Here is a 20,789-nt window from a genome sequence, read left to right on the forward strand (position 1 = left end):
TATTTATTAATATAATGTTAATTAATTGAAAAAAAATATATTTTTATTGTCTCAATTTGAGAATTAAAACAAATAGCTGTATATGAATGTAAGAATATCGAGAAATTTAGGAGTGATTGCCGTCCTCTATTTTACGGCTAACTTCAGTGGCCAAACAAAAAAGGACACGCTTTCTAAAGAGAATAAAATAGATGAGATTGTAGTCATTGGTTACGGAACTCAGAAGAAGTCTAACGTCACCGGAGCTATCGCAAGTATTAAAGCGAGTGACATAGAAAACATCCCAACCGGTAAGCCGGAACAGGTATTGCAGGGAAGGGCTGCAGGGGTTTCTGTTGTTACCAATTCCGGGCAGCCGGGTGCTGCAGCAACGGTTCGAGTCCGTGGTATTACCAGTTTTGGAGCCGGAAGTAATAGTCCGTTATGGGTAGTAGATGGTATTGTAGTGGATAATATCGGGTGGCTTAACCAGTCTGACATAGAAAGTATTGAAGTGTTGAAAGACGGGGCATCATCCGCAATCTATGGAGTTTCTGCTGCAAAAGGGGTAATTCTGGTTACCACAAAAAAAGGGAAAAAAGGGAAACTGGTACTTTCTTATAATGGATTTTATGGGTTCTCAAATGCGTCTAAAAAATTGGACCTTCTGGATGCCACTCAGTATGCAAAAATTATTAATGAAGGTTTTGTAAATGATGGAGGTACTCCTAGATTTGCTAATCCTGAATCATTTGGAAAAGGTACAAACTGGCAGGATACTATTTTTGGGACAGGAGAAAAATCCTCTCATGAGATAAGTATCACTGGAGGTAATGATAAATCAAGCTATTATACATCGTTTGGATATTTTGATCAGACGGGTATTGTAATGACTGATATATCCTACTATAAAAGAATCAATGCCAGATTCAATTCCACTCACAAGGTTACAGACTACTTAACGTTAGGGCAAACCTTTGCTTATACCCATACCAAATCTCAGGGTGTAAGTGCCAATGAAGAATATGGAGGACCTTTAGCTTCGGCGGTTAACCTGGATCCAATTACACCGGAAGTGGTTACAGATTGGTCGAAGGTAGATCCAAGCGGGTACACAGATCCTTATATCATTCGTGATCCCAATGGCAATCCGTACGGGATTTCGCGGTATGTAAACAATGAAATGACAAATCCAAGAGCTTTTCGTTCCATTCAGCAGGGCAATTACAACTGGTCTGATGATTTTGTAGGAAATGTTTTTGCTGAGCTTAAGTTTCTTGACCATTTTACCTTCAAGTCAAGTTTAAATGGTAAAAAATCGTATTGGGGAAGCCGCACCTTTACTCCTAAATATTATTTAAGTCCCAACTACAGAAATACAGGTTTCAACAGTCTGAACAAAGTGGATGAAAATAAGTTTGAATGGAGCATGGAAAATACATTAACCTATCAGAATAAATTTGGGGATCACAACTTAAGCATTTTGATAGGACAAGGAGTATATCGATATAATGTATCAGGTGGGGCCAGCTTAACTTACAGTAATTTACCTATTGATAGCTGGCAGGATGCTTCTTTTAACTTTGATATTCCTCAGGATGATATTACAGCTAAAGGATGGGATGGGATTCAAACCCGTAAAGCTTCTTATTTTGGTAGAATTATTTATGATTATGCTGATAAGTATTTATTTACAGGAACCATTCGTAGAGACGGTTCTTCAAAATTTGCCACCAACCAGCATTGGGGAACTTTCCCGTCTATGTCTTTAGGATGGAATGCGCATAAAGAAGACTTCTGGCCAGAAAATAAGGTGATTAATAGTTTGAAACTAAGAGGAGGATATGGTGTTTTAGGAAATGACGAAATGGAGAACTTCAGATTTGCAAGTTTTATGGTTTCAGGAAGTAACTATACCAATTCAGGGAATAATATCATTATAGGATATGCTCCGAGTACATTGGAAAACCCAAATCTGAAATGGGAACAAACCAGCCAGCTGAATATTGCCGCAGACCTTAAGCTATTCAATAATTTCACTCTTACCGCAGATTGGTATAAGAAGAAAACAACTGATATTTTAAGACAGATCAACATTCCCGGTTATGTAGGGGTTCCTAATTTACCTTGGTCAAACGTAGGGGATATGGAAAACTCAGGATTGGAACTCGAATTGGGATACAAAAAGAATTGGGAAGACTTCAGTATATCTGTAAACGGAAATTTTGCAACAATCAAAAACAAAGTTTTGCGATTAGAGAATGATATTGATTATTTCAATCTTGCTTCTTTCCAGACGATGGGAGCTGTATCAAGAGTCGCGGTAGGGCAGCCTTACGGGTCTTTTTACGGACAGACCTACAGTGGTGTGTTTCAAAATCAGGCGCAAATTGATGCCTATGTAAATGCTAGTGGTGGTAAGCTGTTGCCTAATGCTAAACCAGGAGATTTTATCTGGCAGGATAATAACGGCGATGGTAAAATTGATGAGGAAGACAAAATGAATTTAGGAAGTTCTATCCCAAAATACACCTTTGGACTTACCGTTAATATGAATTATAAAAACTTTGATTTCATGATATTTGCTCAAGGGCAAGCTGGCAACAAAATTTTCCAGGGGTTAAGAAGACTGGATATTCTTGATGCGAATTATCAGACAAAGATTTTAGACCGATGGACAGGAGAGGGTTCTACCAATACAAATCCGAGAGTTACCAGAGATGATCCTAACCATAATTATTCATGGATGTCTAACTATTACCTTCAGAAAGGAGATTATGTACGTATAAAAATTATTCAGTTGGGGTATACACTTCCTCAGGACGTTACGAGCCGATTTGGAATGAGTAAAGTGAGATTATATATCACCGGAGAAAACCTTTTCACTTTTACAAAATATACTGGATATGATCCGGAAATTGCAGGAAGAAATAACTCTGAACAAGATATTATCGGAGTTGACAGAGCTTACTATCCACAGGCAAGAACATTCTTACTGGGGGCAAACATTCAATTTTAATACGTAATAACATGAAAAATAAAAGTTTTATATATAAAGGGCTTGCTGTAACTTTTTTGGCAGGTCTGAGCTTTAGCAATATTGCTTGTAGTGGTTCTTATCTGGATGAGGTACAGAATTCAGGAGCTTTTAAAACGGAGACTTATTTTCAGAATGAGAGACAGTCATTTAGTGCACTGGTTTCTGTATATGATATTTTAAGAAAATATTCCGGGGGATTTGAGAATACAGTTACCTTTTTTAATGCCGGATCTGATGATTTTTATTCCGGAGGTGGAAATTCTAATGACGGGGCAGGTATTCAGGGAATCAATAATTATTCACTAAACCCTAATACAATGCCTGCAAGCTATTGGAGAGATTATTATCAGGGTATAGCACGTGCCAATCTTTTAATGGAGAGAGTGTCCGGAGCGAATATGGATGAAGGCCTCAAAAAAAGATACAGTGCCGAAGCAAAGGTTTTAAGGTCTTTATATTACTTTGAATTGGTAAGGATGTTTGGAAATATTCCTTTGGTTCTTAAGAGTGTAAAATTTGATGATGATTATTGGAACATTCCACAGGCAAAACCAGGCGAAGTCTATACGCAGATAGAAAACGATATCGTTGCTGCACTTCCTGATCTTATGTTAATAGCTACAGGTAATGATAGAGGAAGAATTACACAGGGAACAGCCAGAGCAATATTAGGAAAGATCTATCTTTATGATAAGAAAATGCCGGAAGCCGCAGCACAATTTGAACAGGTGAACGGTACACCGGGAGGTACCAGCCAATATGGATACAAATTGGTAGCAAATTATGGAGATTTATTTAAAGTAGGACCAGAAACGGTAGATCCTTATAAGTTTTCAACGGAATCTATTCTGGAAGTTATGCATACCAACAAAGGGAATTCTGACTGGGGCTTCTGGGGACAGGGAAAAGATGAAGGAAACTCTATCAATGCAATGCTGGGACCCCGTTCTTACTCCATTAACAAAAAGATTAAAGATAATGATGCTCCTGATTTATATCCGGGGTGGGCATTTAATACAGTGACTGAAGACCTGTATAATTTTATGCAGGATGACCCGCGAATGAATGCAACTATTTTTAATATGAAACCGTTGTTAGCAGAGGATAAGGTTACTTATAGCCCTGCATTTTCGGATACCGGATATTTTTTAAATAAATATTTACCTACCAATGATTTGAAAAGTTCACTTCCCGGAGCAGCGGAACTCAACTTCAGACAAAATTATGTAGCCATAAGATTAGCTGACACCTATCTTATGGAGGCAGAGGCTTTGGGAGGATCAGGAGCGAGAGCTCAGGCTTTATTGGATGCGGTAAGAGCAAGGGTAGGATTAAGTTCGGTTCCGGTTTCTATGCAGGCAATAAAAGATGAAAGAAGGAGAGAACTTGCCGGTGAAGGACACCGATGGTTTGATCTTGTAAGATGGGGTGATGCTCCTATAAAGCTTGCGTTCAAAGGATTTAAAGCTGGTAAAAATGAAATTTTACCCATTCCGTTTAATGAATTGCCGAATACAGCGTTGCACCAAAATCCGGGATATTAAATATGGAGTTTCACAACTTATATAGTTTCTTTAAAGGTACTGCACTGCTTTGCGGTGTGGTACTTTTTCCTTTATCGTGTACCTCAGTTACTCAGAATAAAGGAAATGAAGTGAATTACTGGCTTACTAAAGGAGATGAAAGTGTAAGGTTACAGTTTCAGACCCCCATCAGATTTGTAAATACATCTAATAGCCTTCAGAATATTGAAATTGATGATACCCAAAAGTTTCAATATGTTGATGGTTTCGGATATACATTGACAGGAGGGAGTGTTGAGGTGATTAACCGTTTATCTCCAGCGAAAAGAAAGGATCTGTTGAATGAACTTTTTGGAAACGATAAAAATTCTATTTCCATTAGCTATCTGAGAGTAAGCATTGGAGCTTCAGATCTTGATGGGGAAGTTTTTTCCTACGATGATCTTCCGGAAGGGCAGACTGATGTTTCTCTTTCCAAATTCAGTTTAGTAAAAGATAAAGCTCTGATTGCGATGTTGAAGGAAATTTTAGCGATCAATCCTAAGATTAAAATTATTGCAGCTCCGTGGTCAGCCCCGGTTTGGATGAAAGATAACGGAAAGACAAAAGGAGGGAGTTTAAAACCTGAATTTTATGAAACGTATGCCCGCTACTTTGTAAAGTATATTCAGGGAATGCATAATGAAGGAATTACTATTGATGCCATCACTCCTCAGAATGAGCCTTTACATCCGGGAAATAATCCGAGTTTGTATATGCCATCAGAAAAACAGAGAGATTTTATTAAGGGGCATTTAGGACCTGTTTTTAAAGCAAACAATGTTAGAACGAAGATTGTTGTATACGATCATAATTGTAACAAACTTGAGTATGCTCTTGATATTTTAAAAGATCCTGAAGCCTATCAATATATTGACGGTTCCGCTTTTCATTTATATGAAGGTGATATTTCAGCATTAAGTACAGTACATAATGCCTTCCCGGATAAGAATCTCTATTTTACTGAGCAGTGGACAGGTTCAAAAGGAACTTTCAATGAAGACCTGAACTGGCACATGAAGAATGTAATTATCGGATCCATGAGAAACTGGAGCAGAATAGCTCTGGAATGGAACCTAGCTAATGATTCAAAATATGGTCCCCATACAGACGGTGGGTGTACGGAATGTAAAGGGGCAATAACCATTGCAAACAGTGAGAATCTTACCAGGAATGTTGCCTATTATATTGTAGCACACGCCTCTAAATTTGTACCTGCGGGATCTCAACGTATTGCTTCAACCCAGACAAAATATTTATCGACTGCAGCATTCAAAACTCCAATCGGAAAAACGGTGCTGATTGTTCAGAACGATAATAAAGAAATTGAAAATTTTAATATTAAATTTGCCGGAAAGATCGCTACAGTAAACATTCCTGGGCAATCTGCCGCAACTTATATTTTTTAACCGAATAAGTATGAAAAGAGTTTATTTCTTACTGGCATTCTCAGCATTTGGAATGAATGTCTACGGACAGAAAACAACAGATCAGAAAGTCGCAGAGCTTTTGTCTAAAATGACACTGGAAGAAAAAGTAGGGCAGATGGTGCAATATAGTGGATTTGAATATGCCACAGGGCCTCAGCATTCTAATTCAGCTGCAGTGTTAGAAGAAATAAAAAAGGGAAAAGTGGGCTCTATGCTGAATGTTGCCGGAGCAGAAGAAACCAGAGCATTTCAGAAACTGGCCATGCAATCACGATTGAAGATTCCATTATTGTTCGGACAAGATGTTATTCATGGATACAGAACTACTTTTCCTGTTAATATCGGGCAGGCTGCAAGTTGGGATCTGGGAATGATAGAAAAATCAGAAAGAATTGCCGCTACAGAAGCCTCTGCTTATGGTATTCACTGGACTTTTGCCCCGATGGTAGATATTGCCAGAGACCCTAGGTGGGGAAGAGTGATGGAAGGTTCAGGAGAAGATACTTATCTGGGAACTCAAATCGGATTGGCAAGAATTAAAGGATTTCAGGGGAAAGGATTAGGAAATCTTGATGCGGTTATGGCTTGTGCAAAACATTTTGCAGCCTATGGTGCAGCGGTAGGCGGCAGAGATTATAATTCTGTTGACATGAGCCTTAGGCAACTGAATGAAACTTATCTTCCACCCTTCAAAGCTGCTGCCGAAGCAGGAGTGGCTACGTTTATGAACTCTTTCAATGATATCAATGGAATTCCAGCTACTGCCAATCAATATATCCAAAGGAATTTACTAAAAGGAAAATGGAATTATAAAGGTTTTGTGGTTTCGGACTGGGGCAGTATTGGGGAGATGATTCCTCACGGATATGCAAAAGATGGTGCTGAAGCCGCTGAAAAAGCAATTCAGGGAGGCAGTGATATGGATATGGAAAGCAGGGTATATATGGCAGAACTCCCGAAACTTGTTAAAGAAGGAAAAGTTGATCCTAAATTAGTAGATGATGCCACAGGAAGAATTTTAGCCAAAAAATTCGAGATGGGGCTTTTCGACGATCCTTACCGATTCAGTAATGAAAAAAGACAAAAAGAACAAACTAATAACCAGGAAAATAGAAAATTCGGAAGGGAATTCGGGTCTAAAAGTATCGTTCTCCTTAAAAATAAGGACAATATCCTTCCGCTTTCAAAAACAGCAAAAACAGTGGCTTTGATTGGTCCGTTTGGAAAGGAAATCGTAGCCAATCATGGGTTTTGGTCTATAGCATTTAAAGATGATACCCAACGAATTGTTTCACAGTTTGATGGAATTAGAAATCAACTCGATAAAAACTCTACCTTATTATATTCAAAAGGCTGTAATGTAGATGATCAGGACAAAACGATGTTTGCAGAAGCAATAGAGACCGCCAGAAAAGCAGATGTGGTAATTATGACTTTAGGAGAGGGACATGCGATGAGTGGTGAAGCAAAAAGCCGAAGTACTATTGGCTTTTCCGGAGTACAGGAAGATTTGTTGAAAGAAATTGCCAAAACAGGAAAACCAATTGTGCTCATGATTAATGCAGGAAGACCTTTGATTTTCAACTGGGCGGCAGACCATATTCCAGCTATTGTTTATACCTGGTGGCTGGGAACAGAAGCGGGAAATTCTATTGCCGATATTCTTTTTGGAACCGTAAATCCGGGTGGAAAGCTTCCTATGACTTTCCCGAGAGCTGAAGGGCAGATTCCAGTGTATTATAATCACTATAATACGGGAAGACCTGCAAAAAATAATACGGACAGAAATTATGTTTCAGCGTATATTGATCTTGACAACGATCCGAAATTTCCGTTTGGATTTGGGTTAAGCTATACAAATTTTGCCTATTCCGATATGGTTTTGAGTTCTGAAAACCTGAAAGGAAATCAGATATTAACCATAAATGTTACAGTTTCCAATACCGGGAAATATGATGGTGAGGAAGTGGTACAGTTATATATACGAGATCTTTTTGGGAAAGTAGTAAGACCTGTAAAAGAATTAAAAGGATTTAAAAAAGTATTCATCAAAAAAGGAGAAGCTAAAAAAGTAGAATTTACATTAACTCCGGATGATCTGAAATTTTTTGATGAAGATCTGAACTTCGATTGGGAAAGCGGTGATTTCGACATAATGATCGGAACCAATTCTCAGAATGTACAAACCAAAAGAATTAATTGGATGAAATAAATATTTAGTAAGATCGGTCTTTGTCCTGGTCACAATAAACTAAAGAAATAAAGAGGCTTTAGCAAAACCTAACAATATGAATATTAAATTTCGAAATACCATTCAATTTTGTGCAGCAGGAATATTAGCCTTATTTGCATTAAATTGTGCTTCCAACAAAGCAGATTCCGGGAGAAAACTGATCTGGAGTGATGAATTTAACGGAAAAGGCCTTCCGGATTCACTAAAATGGAACTACGATGTGGGTGGTGATGGCTATGGAAATGATGAAGCTCAGTTTTATACCAAAAACAGACTGGAAAATGCCCGTATGGAAAATGGAAACCTTGTTATTGAAGCTAAAAAAGAAAATTGGGAAAAGAATACATACACTTCTGCCAGACTTTTAACCAAAGGAAAATTTTCTTTTCAATATGGAACGATAGAAGTGCGTGCAAAGCTTCCGAAGGGCCGGGGAACGTGGCCGGCGATTTGGATGATGAGTGAAAATATGAAGAAATGGCCGGATGATGGTGAACTTGACATTATGGAACATGTAGGATTTAATCCAGGATACATCCATGCTTCGGTGCATACTAAAAAATACAATCATATTCTGGGAACTCAGAAGACAGATACTTTGATGGTAAAAGATGTAAACGAAAAATTCCATGTGTATAAAGCAGATTGGACCCCGGAAAAAATTAATGTTTACATTGATGATCAAAAAATTTTCACGTATGAAAATAAAGAAAAAACCTATGAAGCATGGCCTTTTGACCAGCCTTATTTTATTATTTTAAATCTGGCAGTAGGCGGTTTCTGGGGCGGAAAAGAGGGTATAGATGACACTATCTTTCCACAAAAGTATTATATAGACTATGTAAGAGTCTATCAAAATAAATAATGAAAAAGAGGACATACGGTCCACAAACAAAAAAATCATGAGAAAACTAATTGTAAGTTGTTTTGTAATCGGGGTTGCCATCAATGTCAATGCCCAGAATTATTGGAAAAAGCATGAAGGAAAAACAGCTAAGGTCATTGTTACCAACTCTAAAGTGAATGAAAGAATGGTAGATAAAGGTTCCGTAAAATTTGAGCAGTTCGGACAGCCCAAGGAAACGGAAGCCTGTATTTTTGTAGCTCCTGGTTTTAAATATCAAAAGCTGATCGGAATTGGAGGGGCTATTACGGATGCGTCCGCAGAAACATTCTACAAAATGCCAAAGAACAAGCAAAAAGAAATTCTGGAAGCTTATTTTGGAAAAAACGGATTGGGATATACCGTTGTACGTACCAATATGAACTCCTGTGACTTCTCCAGCGATTCCTATACCTATGTAGAAGATAACGATACTTCTTTGAAAACATTCAACCTTGCTCATGACGAAAAGTATAAAATTCCAATGATTAAGGAAGCTCAGAAGGCAATCGGAAATAATTTTACATTTTATTTCTCCCCATGGAGCCCACCGGCCTGGATGAAGTCCAATAAAAGTTTATACAAAGGAGGCAGATTGGAAAACCAATATTATCAGACCTGGGCAGATTATTATATTAAATTCATTAAAGAATATGAAAAAAGAGGAATTAATGTTTGGGGCTTAACCGTTCAGAATGAACCTATGGCGACCCAATCCTGGGAATCATGTATTTATACTGCCGAAGAAGAAGGGGAGTTTCTGAAGAATAATCTTGGCCCAACCCTTTGGAAAAACGGGTATAAAGATAAAAAGGTAATGATCTGGGATCACAACAGAGATCTGATTTATCAAAGAGCAACTACCACACTTGGTGATCCTGAAACTTCAAAGTATGCTCATGGAATCGGCTATCATTGGTATGAAACATGGAATAATAAAACTCAGCTATTTGATAACCTCGCAGAAACCCACAGAGCTTTTCCGGATAAGTTCCTTGCTTTCACGGAAGGCTGTAAAGAACAGTTTGCTATGGACAGGATTTACGATGTAAGCCTTGGTGAACTGTACAGCAAAAATATGCTGAACGATTTTAATAAAGGAAATGCTTTATGGACAGACTGGAATATTCTTCTGGATGAAACCGGAGGCCCCAACCATAAAGGAAATTTTTGTTTTGCTCCTATCATTGCCGATACGAAAACAGGAGAGGTATTTTATACTTATGAGTATTACTACATCGGACACGTTTCAAAATACATCAAACCTAATGCTCAAAGGATAGGCTCATCTTCCAACAGAGCGGCATTGACATCTTCTGCTTTTATGAATGAAAACGGTCAGCTGGTTACTGTGATTATGAACGACTCCGATAATGATATCGAAACAAATCTTTGGATTGAAGGGATGGCAGCTAAGCTAAATGCCCCGGCACACTCTATACAGACCGTAATTTTATAATATCATATTAACATTATTTTAAACAGAATCGGCGGCCTCGTAGAGGCCGCCGATTCTGTTTTATCGTATATTAAATGCTATTATTCAGCATCATATTTACCAATCACTTTCTGAGTAACCCCTGAACTGCTGAATCCTCCATCATGGAAAAGATTCTGCATCGTTACTTTTTTAGTAAGATCAGAGAATAAAGTTACACAATAGTCTGCACATTCAAGAGCTGTAGCATTTCCTAGTGGAGACATGTCTTCAGCGTAGCCAAGGAATCCTCCGAAACCTTTCACACCGCTACCTGCAGTGGTCATTGTTGGAGACTGAGAAACCGTGTTAACACGTACTTTTCTTTCGCCCCAGTAATTTCCGAAAGTTCTTGCGATACTTTCCAGATAAGCTTTGTTATCAGACATATCGTTGTAGTCCGGGAATGTTCTTTGAGCTGCAATATAAGTAAGAGCCAGGATGCTTCCCCATTCATTCATACAGTCTTTTTCCCAAGCCACACGCATTACTTTATGGAAAGATACTGCTGAAATATCCCAGCCTTTTTCTAACCAATCGTAGTTCATTTCTGTATAATGTTTTCCTTTTCTTACATTGATAGACATTCCGATGGAATGAAGGATAAAGTCGATTTTACCAAATTTTGCAACAGCAGCATCAAAAAGTTTCTCAAGATCTTCTATAGAAGTAGCATCTGCAGCAATCACTTCAGAACCTGTTTTTTCAGCTAAACCATTAAGTTCTCCCATTCTCAAAGCGATAGGAGCATTAGATAAGATGAATTCTGCGCCTTCCTCATGACATCTCTCAGCAACTTTCCATGCGATAGATTGTTCATTAAGGGCTCCAAATATAATTCCCTTTTTGCCTTTAAGTAAACCGTATGACATAATTTTTTAATGTTTATTGAAATACAAATGTAGCAATAATTGTGGTTATGACATAATAAAAATGGAGCCTTATCAATTATAAGACCCCATTTTCTTGAAAATATTTATATGACTGAAATTTTAATTCGTTTTCTTATTCCATTCTGCCTTCACATCCTCTGCTGCATCTTTTGTTTTTTCCCACGCTTCATCTGCTTTATCCTTAATATCTTCCCATGCATCGGATACATTAGCTTTTACCCTGTCCAACCAGTCTTCCTGTTTGGCTTCTTCGTCATTATTTCTTTTTTCATTAATATAGTCTTTGGCTCTGTCTGCCAATTCATTGATTTTCCATTTGGCTTTGTCCGATGCATTCTGTAAAGAATTTTCTACATTGTTTACTGCATTTTCCGCTTTGTTATAATCTGAATTGTTCATAATAGTATAAATTTGGTTTGGTAGTATTGAATAAACAATAACCATTCCTAAAATCAGATGGCTTTGTTAAACTTTTCATAATCTTTTGTTATATTTTTATAAATCAACCTTACCTTTATCCTACAAAATTTGATAATTATGGAAAAAATCCGTTGTGGGTGGTGTGAAAAAGATGATCTCTACAGGAAATACCATGATGAAGAGTGGGGAAAGCCCGTTTACGATGATGAAACTATTTTTGAATTCCTTATTCTCGAAAGTTTTCAGGCAGGTTTGAGCTGGTATACCATCCTTTCTAAAAGAGAAAATTTCAGAAAAGCATTTGATCATTTTGATTATCATAAAATCGCTGATTATTCTGAAAAGAAAATAGAAGAGTTGATGAATAATTCAGGAATTATTAGAAACAGACTTAAAATATTAGCGACAATCATCAATGCCCAAAAATTGATAGAGGTTCAGAAAGAATTTGGAAGTTTTTCAAAATATATCTGGGGATTTATTGGGGGAAGTCCCATTGATAATACCCCAAAAGCTTTAGCGGATATCCCTGCAACCACTGAAATTTCTGATATGATTTCCAAAGATCTGAAAAAAAGAGGATTTAAATTTGTGGGTTCAACGGTTATTTATGCTCACATGCAAGCCACAGGGATGGTAAATGATCATATTGAAACTTGCTTTATTAGAAAATAATGTGTTGTGTTTTATTCAATTTTTAGTGATGTTTTATGGTAATTGTATAATAGTTGGTTTTGAGATGTATAAGTATTTAATTCACCAAATAGCAATAAATAAAGAGGTATTTAAACTATTGTTAATTAGCTTTTTTTCAAATAAATGTGAGTATTTTTAGTTTTAGTCACATTAATGTGTTTTAAATTATTATATTTACAATAAAAGTGGTAGTTTATTAAAAAGTTTGTATATTTGCATCCTCAAAAACATAGGTGATGCAAAGAAATTATAAATTAAGATTTAGTCTTCTCTTTTTACTCTTTACGCTTTTTACATATGCTCAGATTGGGATTGGGCTATCAAGTCCGGATACTTCTGCTATGCTTCATGTAAGTGCTAAAGATAAAGGAGTACTTCTTCCAAGTATTGCCTTGACCTCAGATACGGATGTTGCTACAGTTCCTTCTCCCGCAGATGGCCTTATTGTATGGAACAATGGAAAGGCTGGATTAACAGAAGCTGGATTTTATTATTGGTTTGCTTCCAAATGGAATAAAATTTCAACGTCTGCCAGCACTAATAAAGGGAATGATGGTACTGGATGGAACACAATAGGAGAGAATGTAGGAACATATAGTGGTGCTAATACAGCTTTATCATTAGGAACAAAAACAATGGATGACCTGATCTTTAAAGTAAATGCTGCCACAGCGGGAAGGCTAGGTATAGATAATTCTGTAAGTTTTGGATTGGGGGCAAATGCTGGCCAGAACGGAATTGCTATCGGAAGTTCAAGTTCTGCATTTCAGGGGATTTCTATTGGTAGTGCAGCTGCAGTTACGGCAAATGATGCATTGGCTATAGGAAATAAATCAACAGCAGGTGCTTTTAAGTCAACAGCTATTGGGTACAATGCCCAAACCAGTAAAAATGAATCCACAGCGATTGGTAATAATGCCTCAGCAGGAGGTTTTCAGTCTATTGCTGTGGGATATAATGCAAAAACAAATACAAACAGCGAAACTGCTTTAGGATATAATGCGGTTACCAATAAAGAAAACTCTACAGCAGTAGGATCAGAAGCAAATGCTTTGGGACAATTTTCAACTGCGATAGGATATGGAGCAACTACCTCACAGGCCAATGCTATAGTGTTGGGGAATAATAATGCAAATGTAGGCATTGGCACGGGGGCTCCGAATACTTCTGCAAGATTAGATGTAAACGGACAGTATAAACTTGGAGAAAAGGGGAGTGTACAGAAAAACCAAATCAGTTTTGAAGTATGGCCTGGCGTTTCCATTAATAATATGCCTCCGGGAAAATCTGCTACACTGGAAATTGCTGTTCCATCAGGGTTTCAGCCAGGTTCAACAAGAGCAGTTGTAGTGGTCTCTCCAGCCGGAGACTTTGCAGGGAATTCAACATTTTCGATTTCTAATCCAAGAATGACTTCCACTTCGAGTATTGTAATTAATCTTACCAATATCTCAGGAAGTGCAAACAGTCTCTACTCAAGTCATTTTTATGTGATGATTAATGAGTTTTAAATTTGATAATAAATTTTTATTATAGTTGATATGGTGTTAAAGACCTCCAATTTTGGAGGTCTTTTCTTTTTAATTATTAGGTATAATAATATGATTCAATAGAAACAAGCTTGAGCCCGTTTAACCTATCAAAAAAATCCATTGACATTAGCCCAAACCTATAAGAAATCCTCCGGGAATAATCTTCGGAGGATTTTATTTAATAGAATCAGTATACACTATTCCATTATTTATCTAAAATATTCCTTTTCCGCAAAACTATAGGCGTGAAATTTATCCATTCCTATCCAGTTGAAATTAAGTCCAATTTTTTCGCGGTATTTTTCAATATTAGCGTAGTTCTTTTTAGAAAAATCATTTTCATCAAAAACAATGGAATCTTTTATGATTTTACCATCCAGTATGGCCAGAAAATAATCATCCATTGGCATGCTGGCAAAATCTGCAGTGTGTTCAATGATGAAATTCCTGATATCATGATCTTCAATGAGTTTTATGATATCTAAAACGGTGTGTTTTTCATCCATATCCCATGAGATCAGATCATCAGGTTGATATTGCTTGAAATAGCTAAATAGATCTTGCGCTGTTTCATATTGGTAAGCATCTTCAATCAACCAGGAAATAGAAGAGCCCATAATGTCGAAAGGAACAAACAGGACATCTCTGATCTTAAAATGAACAATGTCTTTATCCAATTCAAGAGGTTGATCGGTGATCAAGCAAGTGATGTCCTGTCCCATAAATATTTATTTAATAATTCTGTCAAGAACCCAAGTAATAAGGTTTTTCTCAGAATTGTGGTGGTCTGTAGAAAATTCTCCACGTCTTCTGTTGGCCACAACGTTGTTTACAGTAATAGCTTTGTGTCCTAATAATTTTGAAAATGCATAGATTGCGGAAGTTTCCATTTCAAAGTTTGTAACTCCAAGGTCGTTCAGTGTTTCAAGGAATTGGTCATCTACCGCCTTTAGACGAAGCTGTCTTCCCTGTGGAGCATAGAACCCTGGGAATGTAGCTGTATTTCCGTGGTATTTAGCATCTTTGTAATATTCACCCATTTCTTCTGCCCAGTCTGAGAAGTACAACATAGGTTTGATTTTTTCGTAAGGAAATCTCTCCATGAAGCTTTTTGAAAACTCATTCTCAAAGCTGTAGTCTTGGTAGAAGTGCATTAAACCATCTAATCCTACTACGTTTTGGGTAACTAGCATATTGTCAACCTGTACATCAGGATTCACACTTCCACAGGTTCCCATACGGAATAATTCAAGGGCCTTATGTTCTGTTTTGAACTCCTTGTTTTTAAGATCGATATTTACTAACGCATCCAGCTCATTCATTACAATATCGATGTTTTCAGTTCCGATACCAGTAGACATTACCGTGATTCTTTCTCCACGAAGGGTTCCTGTATGCGTATAAAATTCTCTTTTGTTTTTTTTGATTTCTACAGTATCAAAGTACTTTGAAACCTTTGCTACTCTGTCCGGGTCACCCACAAGGATGATTTTATCAGCAATATCTTCGGGTAAAAGATTTAAGTGGTATACACTTCCGTCTTCATTCAGAATAAGTTCTGAAGCAGCAAGTTTGTTTAGCATAATTTATATTTTTTTTGTTTTAATCAATGAAAATTGCTTCTTTATAAGGCGAAGCCATAAGTTGATAAATAGAGTCATATTCTTCAACAATCCTTTTTTGACCATCCATCAGTTCATATACAGTAACAACAGTCTTTTCAAAGTTTTTCGGATCCTTTCTCTGTGAAGTGATTTCATAAAAATGATTGTCTTTTTTAAGAACAGAAACCAATTCTTCTTTGGTTGAATTATTAGAAGACATCATCCCTGGAAATTCCATTACAACGTCTTTAAGGTCTGTATAGCTTTTATATGGTTTGGTTATTCCGCTAGAATAGACGTACACATTGGGTACTGCTTTATCCTGTTCCAGACGGATCAGATAGTAATCATTTCCTTTTTTCTCAGCGTATATTGCCATTTCCTGTTGTTTTACAGATTTTTCTGCCTGCTTTTTCTTTTGTGAAAATGCTGTAAGAGAAAGGAAACTGGCTGTAATAGCAAACAATAATTTTGTTTTCATACTCTTATTTTAGTTTTGATGTGTTGAATTTAATTAAAAAAATCCTCTCCCAATAACCCCTCGCCATTATTTTAACGGTATTTTAGAATAAACCGTTCCTTAAAGAATAATGAATCTGATTTCGGGGTTTAAAATTAGTAAAAAATATTGTATCAAAAATATAAACATTATTTAATCTGCTATTAAAATTGAGATAACATCAGATTGATAGTTTTGCCGCTAAAAATTCATGAGATCTTATCCACTGCTTGTTGTTATCCTTTTAATAGGATTTGCAGTAATGTCTTTTAATCCTGTTTACAAAGGAAAAGAAAGTGAGAATACATTTATAAATAAAGGATTATCTGATTTTAAAGGTACGCTTGAGCAGCTGAAGTCAGATGTCCGTAAGTTCTCTGAAGACCGTATTTCCCTTGAAGAACTGCAGGAATCATTAAGAAGTACAAGAAATTCATTTAAGGAAATAGAATTTTATATTGCTTATCATTATCCCGAATTCACCAAGTCTCACCTCAATGCAGCTCCTTTGTTTCATATTGAAGCTGCTGGCACATCAGCTTATACACTTCCACCGGAAGGACTACAGGTTTTAGATGAATTGATATTTTCTGAAGAAGCAGGAGATGAGAAAGAAAAGATCAAAACAATTGCCGATTTTTTATACAACAGCTATTCAGGTTTTTATCTGAGTGCTATGAAAAACGGAATGAGTAAAGGAAACAATAAAACGTTGCCATTGCGTATAGAATTGATCAGGATCTATTCTCTGGGAGTAACAGGTTTTGACACTCCGGGTTCGTTGAATATTTCCGAAGAAGCCAGTCATGCCCTTTCAGGAATGCAAAAATATATCAATGATGATCCTTATTTTAAAAATTATAATACCCAACAAGCAGATCAGACTTTCGCAGAGGCTATAAGTTATCTTTCAAAAAATAAAGATTTTGAAACCTTCGATAGAATTGAGTTCTATAAAAAATATATTCAGCCTTTATATGAAGAATTAGGAAGATGGGATGGCAGACCTGATGATATGAAAGAATTTTCTGGCTGGAATGTCAATAATAAAAACCTTTTTAGTAGTGATTTTTTAGATCCTTATTTTTATACATTGCTGAAATCTTCAGAAGATAGTCCGAATCTTCGTAATCTTGGAAAATCGATTTTCTATGACCAGAATTTAAGTGGTAATGAGAAAATGAGCTGTGCAACATGCCATCTTCAGGAAAATGCTTTTACAGACCTTAAAGCTAAGTCGGCAAGTAACGTGGAGGGTAAAACAGTATTGAGGAATTCACCGTCCTTATACAATGCAGTTTTTGCCAAAAGATTTTTTTATGACCTGCGTGCTTTTTATCTTGAACAGCAGGCTGAACATGTGATATATAACGCAGATGAGTTTAATACAAGCTACGAAAGTATCATTCAAAAGTTAAAAACAAAATCTGAATATAAAAAAGCATTCCGTACCGCTTTTAAAGACGGAAAAATCAATAAAGAAAATTTTTCAAAAGCTTTAAGCTCCTACGTTGCATCCTTATATTCTTTTGACAGTGATTTTGACCGGTTCATGAGAAATGAAAAAAATGTTTCGGAAGAGGTGAAAAGAGGATTCAATCTGTTTATGGGAAAAGCGAACTGCGCAACCTGCCATTTTGCGCCTCATTTTTCAGGGTTGGTACCGCCATTTTTTAATGAAAACGAATCTGAAGTGCTGGGTGTGACTACTCAACCTATTAAAAAACTTCCTATAGAACTGGATCAGGATTTGGGAAGAGGAAACAGTCCTGTGAAAAAAGAAAGATCCTGGATCTATGATTATTCTTTTAAAACCGTTACCGTAAGAAATATTGCCCTTACAAAACCTTATTTCCATAATGGAGCATTTAATACTTTAGAAGAGGTTCTTGATTTCTATAATGAAGGCGGAGGAGAAGGGTTGGGGCTCAAGATGAAAAATCAGACCCTTGCTCCGGATAAATTAAATCTTACTCAAACGGAAATGAACCAAATAATTGCCTTTCTGAATGCACTTACAGATGTGAGTAAAGCAAAGTAGAAGAGTTTCGGTATACAGAAGTTGAGCTATAGCTTTTTTTGGATATCTAATTTAAACCTAATAGGTTTCTAAAACCTGTTAGGTTTTCTTGTGTATGGAATAGAAATATTAACCATAACAATTCATGCATCATAAAAAAGAGATTCCGCAATTTAACAGAAACTTAATCCCCTTAACATTAGGTTTTAAATTAATTAATATTCTCCCGCCTATATTTAAAATCTTATTAACAGAAGGGTAGTCTTTAAAAAATAGTTTTGCAAGGTCTAATAAATCAAATTAAAATGAAGAAAAAACTACTAACAATTGGAGCTTTAGCTCTGCTTGCCGGGTCAACTATTCAGGCACAGACCGTTATTTTTGATAAAGGAACGTCCTGGAGTTATAAAGATCTGGATCAGGCGCAACCGGATGCATGGAAAACTCAAAACTATGACATTTCTTCGTGGCCTGTTGGTAATGCACCATTAGGATATGGAGATCCTGTTGCTACTACCATTCATGGAGGGGCTACCGGATTGGTTACAGCGTATTTTGCAAAAGATTTTAATGTAAACTTATCCACACTTTCCGATGATATGGAACTTGGAGTGATGAGAGACGATGGTATTGTAGTATATCTTAACGGCCAGGAAGTAGTAAGAGATAATATGCCTGCCGGAGTCATTACATTTAATACTTTGTCCAGTACCACAATTGACGGGGCTGCAGAAAATGTATATAATATTTTTTCTATTCCAAAATCAAAATTCATAAACGGAGTTAACAGAATTTCTGTTGAATTACATAACAGAAGTATAACCAGCTCAGACCTTAGAATTGATGCCTATCTGAAAACAACATCCACTAGTACGCCTACACCTGTAGTGTGCAACGGGTCACACATCAGCTGTTTTACCTCTATTGTTCCTACGGCACAAACAGGTAAACTTATTATTCCGGCAGAACATAAATATCAGCTTATCCTGAAGGAAGGTGATAATTATACTGAAGGTGGTGGAATGGTAGGAGGTCAGAATGACTTTACAGCTTACGTAGCCAAATCGGGAAGCAGTACAAATGGGTACCTTTCAGTAAACCACGAAACAAATCCTGGTGGCGTTACTATGGCTGAGATTAATTATAATGCTGGTACAAAACTTTGGCAGTTAACAAGATCAAGAGCCGTAAGTTTCTCAGATCCTAGCTTGGTACAGACGATCAGAAACTGTTCAGGAGGAATTACTCCCTGGGGAACTGTAGTAACAGCAGAAGAGTCTGTAACCGCTAACGATACGAATGGAGACGGATATAAAGACTACGGATGGCTTGTAGAAATTGATCCTGCAACAGCACAGGTTATTTCTAAAAATGCTGATGGTTCCAAGGGGAAACTTTGGCAGATGGGAATCATGAACCATGAAAACGTGGTGATTAATAATGCTGGAACTACTGCCTATTACGGAGAAGATGGAGGTACTCACATGGTATATAAATATGTGATGGATACCCCAAATAATCTTTCTTCCGGGAATCTTTATGTATTAAAACTAGACCAGGGATTAACAGCGGCAGGTGATCCGGTAGGAACTACTGCAACATGGATTCAGGTTCCTAATAAGACCCAGGCAGATCAGAATAACACCAATAATTTGGCACAATCAGTAGGTGGAACTAAATTTAATGGAATCGAAGATGTGGATATCAGTCCATTGGATGGTAGAATCTATTTTACAGCAAAAGGATTAGACAGGGTATACCGTTTACAGGACAACGGAACTACAGCTTCTCAGGTAGAAACATTCGTAGGAGGTTCTAATTCTGTATACTCTTTCGAAACCGCACAGGGAACAAAATCTGAAGCATGGGGAGATGGGAATGATAACCTTACCTTTGATGAACTTGGAAATCTTTGGGTACTTCAGGATGGGGGTAAAAACTATATTTGGGTTATTGCTCCGGATCATACACAGGCCAATCCGAAAGTAAAGCTATTTGCTTCTATGCCGGCAGGATCTGAGCCTACAGGATTAACGTTCACTCCAGATCATAAATTTGGTTTCTTTTCAGTTCAGCATCCAAGTTCTACCATTTCTACAGATGTTGATGCTACAGGAAATACCATTGATTACAGAGGGAAATCTGCAACAGTTGTGATTGCTCTTAAAGGAAACTTAGGAACGCAAGGAACTCTGGGAACAATTGAAAATAAAGCAGCTGAAAATACAGTAACGGTAGCTCCGAACCCTACCTCGGGAATGGTGAAGATCAATTCGCCAAAAGGCTTAAAAGATATTTCAGTAACAGCTTACAGTGTGGACGGAAAAATTGTTTATACTAAGAGGTTCAATGGATTGAACAAAGCATTAGATCTTGATTTTACATCGCAATTGGAAGGATCTCGTGTTTTAATTCTGAATATTGAAGCAGAAGGAGGATTCCAGCAAACGGTAAAACTATTAAAGAAGTAAAATTAGTAATAATTCTGCCTGCTGGTAACGAAAGTGACTGGCAGGCATTT

General features: G+C 37.0%; 15 protein-coding genes. 10 read left to right on the forward strand and 5 right to left on the reverse strand.

Features of this window, described 5'->3' with window-relative positions; all coding sequences use genetic code 11:
* Positions 1 to 82: 82 nt before the first annotated feature.
* The 6 genes from EL260_RS12150 to EL260_RS12175 all read left to right on the forward strand — a co-directional run bounded on the left by EL260_RS12150 (position 83) and on the right by EL260_RS12175 (position 10,586).
* Complete coding sequence (locus EL260_RS12150) at positions 83 to 2,998, forward strand: SusC/RagA family TonB-linked outer membrane protein (protein WP_123855604.1); 2,916 nt, start codon at positions 83 to 85, stop codon at positions 2,996 to 2,998.
* A gap of 11 nt (positions 2,999 to 3,009) precedes the next feature.
* Positions 3,010 to 4,563, forward strand: a complete 1,554-nt coding sequence (locus EL260_RS12155; RefSeq protein WP_123855605.1) for a RagB/SusD family nutrient uptake outer membrane protein — start codon at positions 3,010 to 3,012, stop codon at positions 4,561 to 4,563.
* 2 nt (positions 4,564 to 4,565) lie between these two features.
* Positions 4,566 to 5,990, forward strand: coding sequence for a glycoside hydrolase family 30 protein (locus tag EL260_RS12160; protein WP_123855606.1), 1,425 nt, complete (start codon positions 4,566 to 4,568; stop codon positions 5,988 to 5,990).
* A gap of 10 nt (positions 5,991 to 6,000) precedes the next feature.
* On the forward strand, positions 6,001 to 8,223 hold the full coding sequence (gene bglX / locus EL260_RS12165) for a beta-glucosidase BglX (RefSeq protein WP_123855607.1): 2,223 nt from the start codon (positions 6,001 to 6,003) through the stop codon (positions 8,221 to 8,223).
* A 76-nt stretch (positions 8,224 to 8,299) separates the two neighbouring features.
* Positions 8,300 to 9,109 (forward strand): glycoside hydrolase family 16 protein, encoded by an 810-nt coding sequence (locus tag EL260_RS12170; protein ID WP_123855608.1) that lies wholly within the window; start codon positions 8,300 to 8,302, stop codon positions 9,107 to 9,109.
* A 37-nt stretch (positions 9,110 to 9,146) separates the two neighbouring features.
* A complete protein-coding gene (locus EL260_RS12175) occupies positions 9,147 to 10,586 on the forward strand; it encodes a glycoside hydrolase family 30 protein (RefSeq protein ID WP_123855609.1) in 1,440 nt (479 codons plus the stop codon).
* Positions 10,587 to 10,666: 80 nt separating this feature from the next.
* Here EL260_RS12175 and EL260_RS12180 read toward each other — a convergent pair whose 3' ends face one another.
* The gene (locus EL260_RS12180) at positions 10,667 to 11,476 is read right to left on the reverse strand and encodes an enoyl-ACP reductase FabI (protein WP_045496151.1); all 810 of its coding nucleotides are present in this window, start codon (positions 11,474 to 11,476) and stop codon (positions 10,667 to 10,669) included.
* A 120-nt stretch (positions 11,477 to 11,596) separates the two neighbouring features.
* Positions 11,597 to 11,896: a hypothetical protein gene (locus EL260_RS12185; protein WP_123855610.1), complete on the reverse strand. Its 300-nt coding sequence runs from the start codon at positions 11,894 to 11,896 to the stop codon at positions 11,597 to 11,599.
* A 138-nt stretch (positions 11,897 to 12,034) separates the two neighbouring features.
* Between EL260_RS12185 and EL260_RS12190 the strand changes: the two genes are divergently transcribed.
* Together EL260_RS12190 and EL260_RS12195 are read left to right on the forward strand one after the other, a co-directional pair.
* Positions 12,035 to 12,592, forward strand: coding sequence for a DNA-3-methyladenine glycosylase I (locus EL260_RS12190; RefSeq protein WP_123855611.1), 558 nt, complete (start codon positions 12,035 to 12,037; stop codon positions 12,590 to 12,592).
* Between the two features lie 257 nt (positions 12,593 to 12,849).
* Complete coding sequence (locus EL260_RS12195) at positions 12,850 to 14,124, forward strand: hypothetical protein (protein ID WP_123855612.1); 1,275 nt, start codon at positions 12,850 to 12,852, stop codon at positions 14,122 to 14,124.
* A 230-nt stretch (positions 14,125 to 14,354) separates the two neighbouring features.
* Here the strand turns inward: EL260_RS12195 and EL260_RS12200 are convergent, their stop codons facing one another.
* The 3 genes from EL260_RS12200 to EL260_RS12210 are packed head-to-tail and all read right to left on the reverse strand — an operon-like array spanning position 14,355 to position 16,230.
* A complete protein-coding gene (locus tag EL260_RS12200; protein ID WP_123855613.1) occupies positions 14,355 to 14,867 on the reverse strand; it encodes a hypothetical protein in 513 nt (170 codons plus the stop codon).
* Positions 14,868 to 14,873: 6 nt separating this feature from the next.
* The gene (locus EL260_RS12205) at positions 14,874 to 15,728 is read right to left on the reverse strand and encodes a nucleoside phosphorylase (RefSeq protein WP_123855614.1); all 855 of its coding nucleotides are present in this window, start codon (positions 15,726 to 15,728) and stop codon (positions 14,874 to 14,876) included.
* 19 nt (positions 15,729 to 15,747) lie between these two features.
* The gene (locus tag EL260_RS12210; protein WP_123855615.1) at positions 15,748 to 16,230 is read right to left on the reverse strand and encodes a hypothetical protein; all 483 of its coding nucleotides are present in this window, start codon (positions 16,228 to 16,230) and stop codon (positions 15,748 to 15,750) included.
* A gap of 229 nt (positions 16,231 to 16,459) precedes the next feature.
* Between EL260_RS12210 and EL260_RS12215 the strand changes: the two genes are divergently transcribed.
* Both EL260_RS12215 and EL260_RS12220 read left to right on the forward strand, forming a co-directional pair.
* Positions 16,460 to 18,289 carry a cytochrome-c peroxidase gene (locus tag EL260_RS12215; protein WP_123855616.1) on the forward strand — a complete coding sequence of 610 codons (1,830 nt, stop codon included), beginning with the start codon at positions 16,460 to 16,462 and terminating at the stop codon, positions 18,287 to 18,289.
* A 284-nt stretch (positions 18,290 to 18,573) separates the two neighbouring features.
* On the forward strand, positions 18,574 to 20,739 hold the full coding sequence (locus EL260_RS12220) for an alkaline phosphatase PhoX (protein ID WP_123855617.1): 2,166 nt from the start codon (positions 18,574 to 18,576) through the stop codon (positions 20,737 to 20,739).
* Positions 20,740 to 20,789 lie beyond the last annotated feature (50 nt).

The sequence above is a fragment of the Chryseobacterium nakagawai genome (assembly GCF_900637665.1).
GTDB classification, from domain to species: domain Bacteria; phylum Bacteroidota; class Bacteroidia; order Flavobacteriales; family Weeksellaceae; genus Chryseobacterium; species Chryseobacterium nakagawai.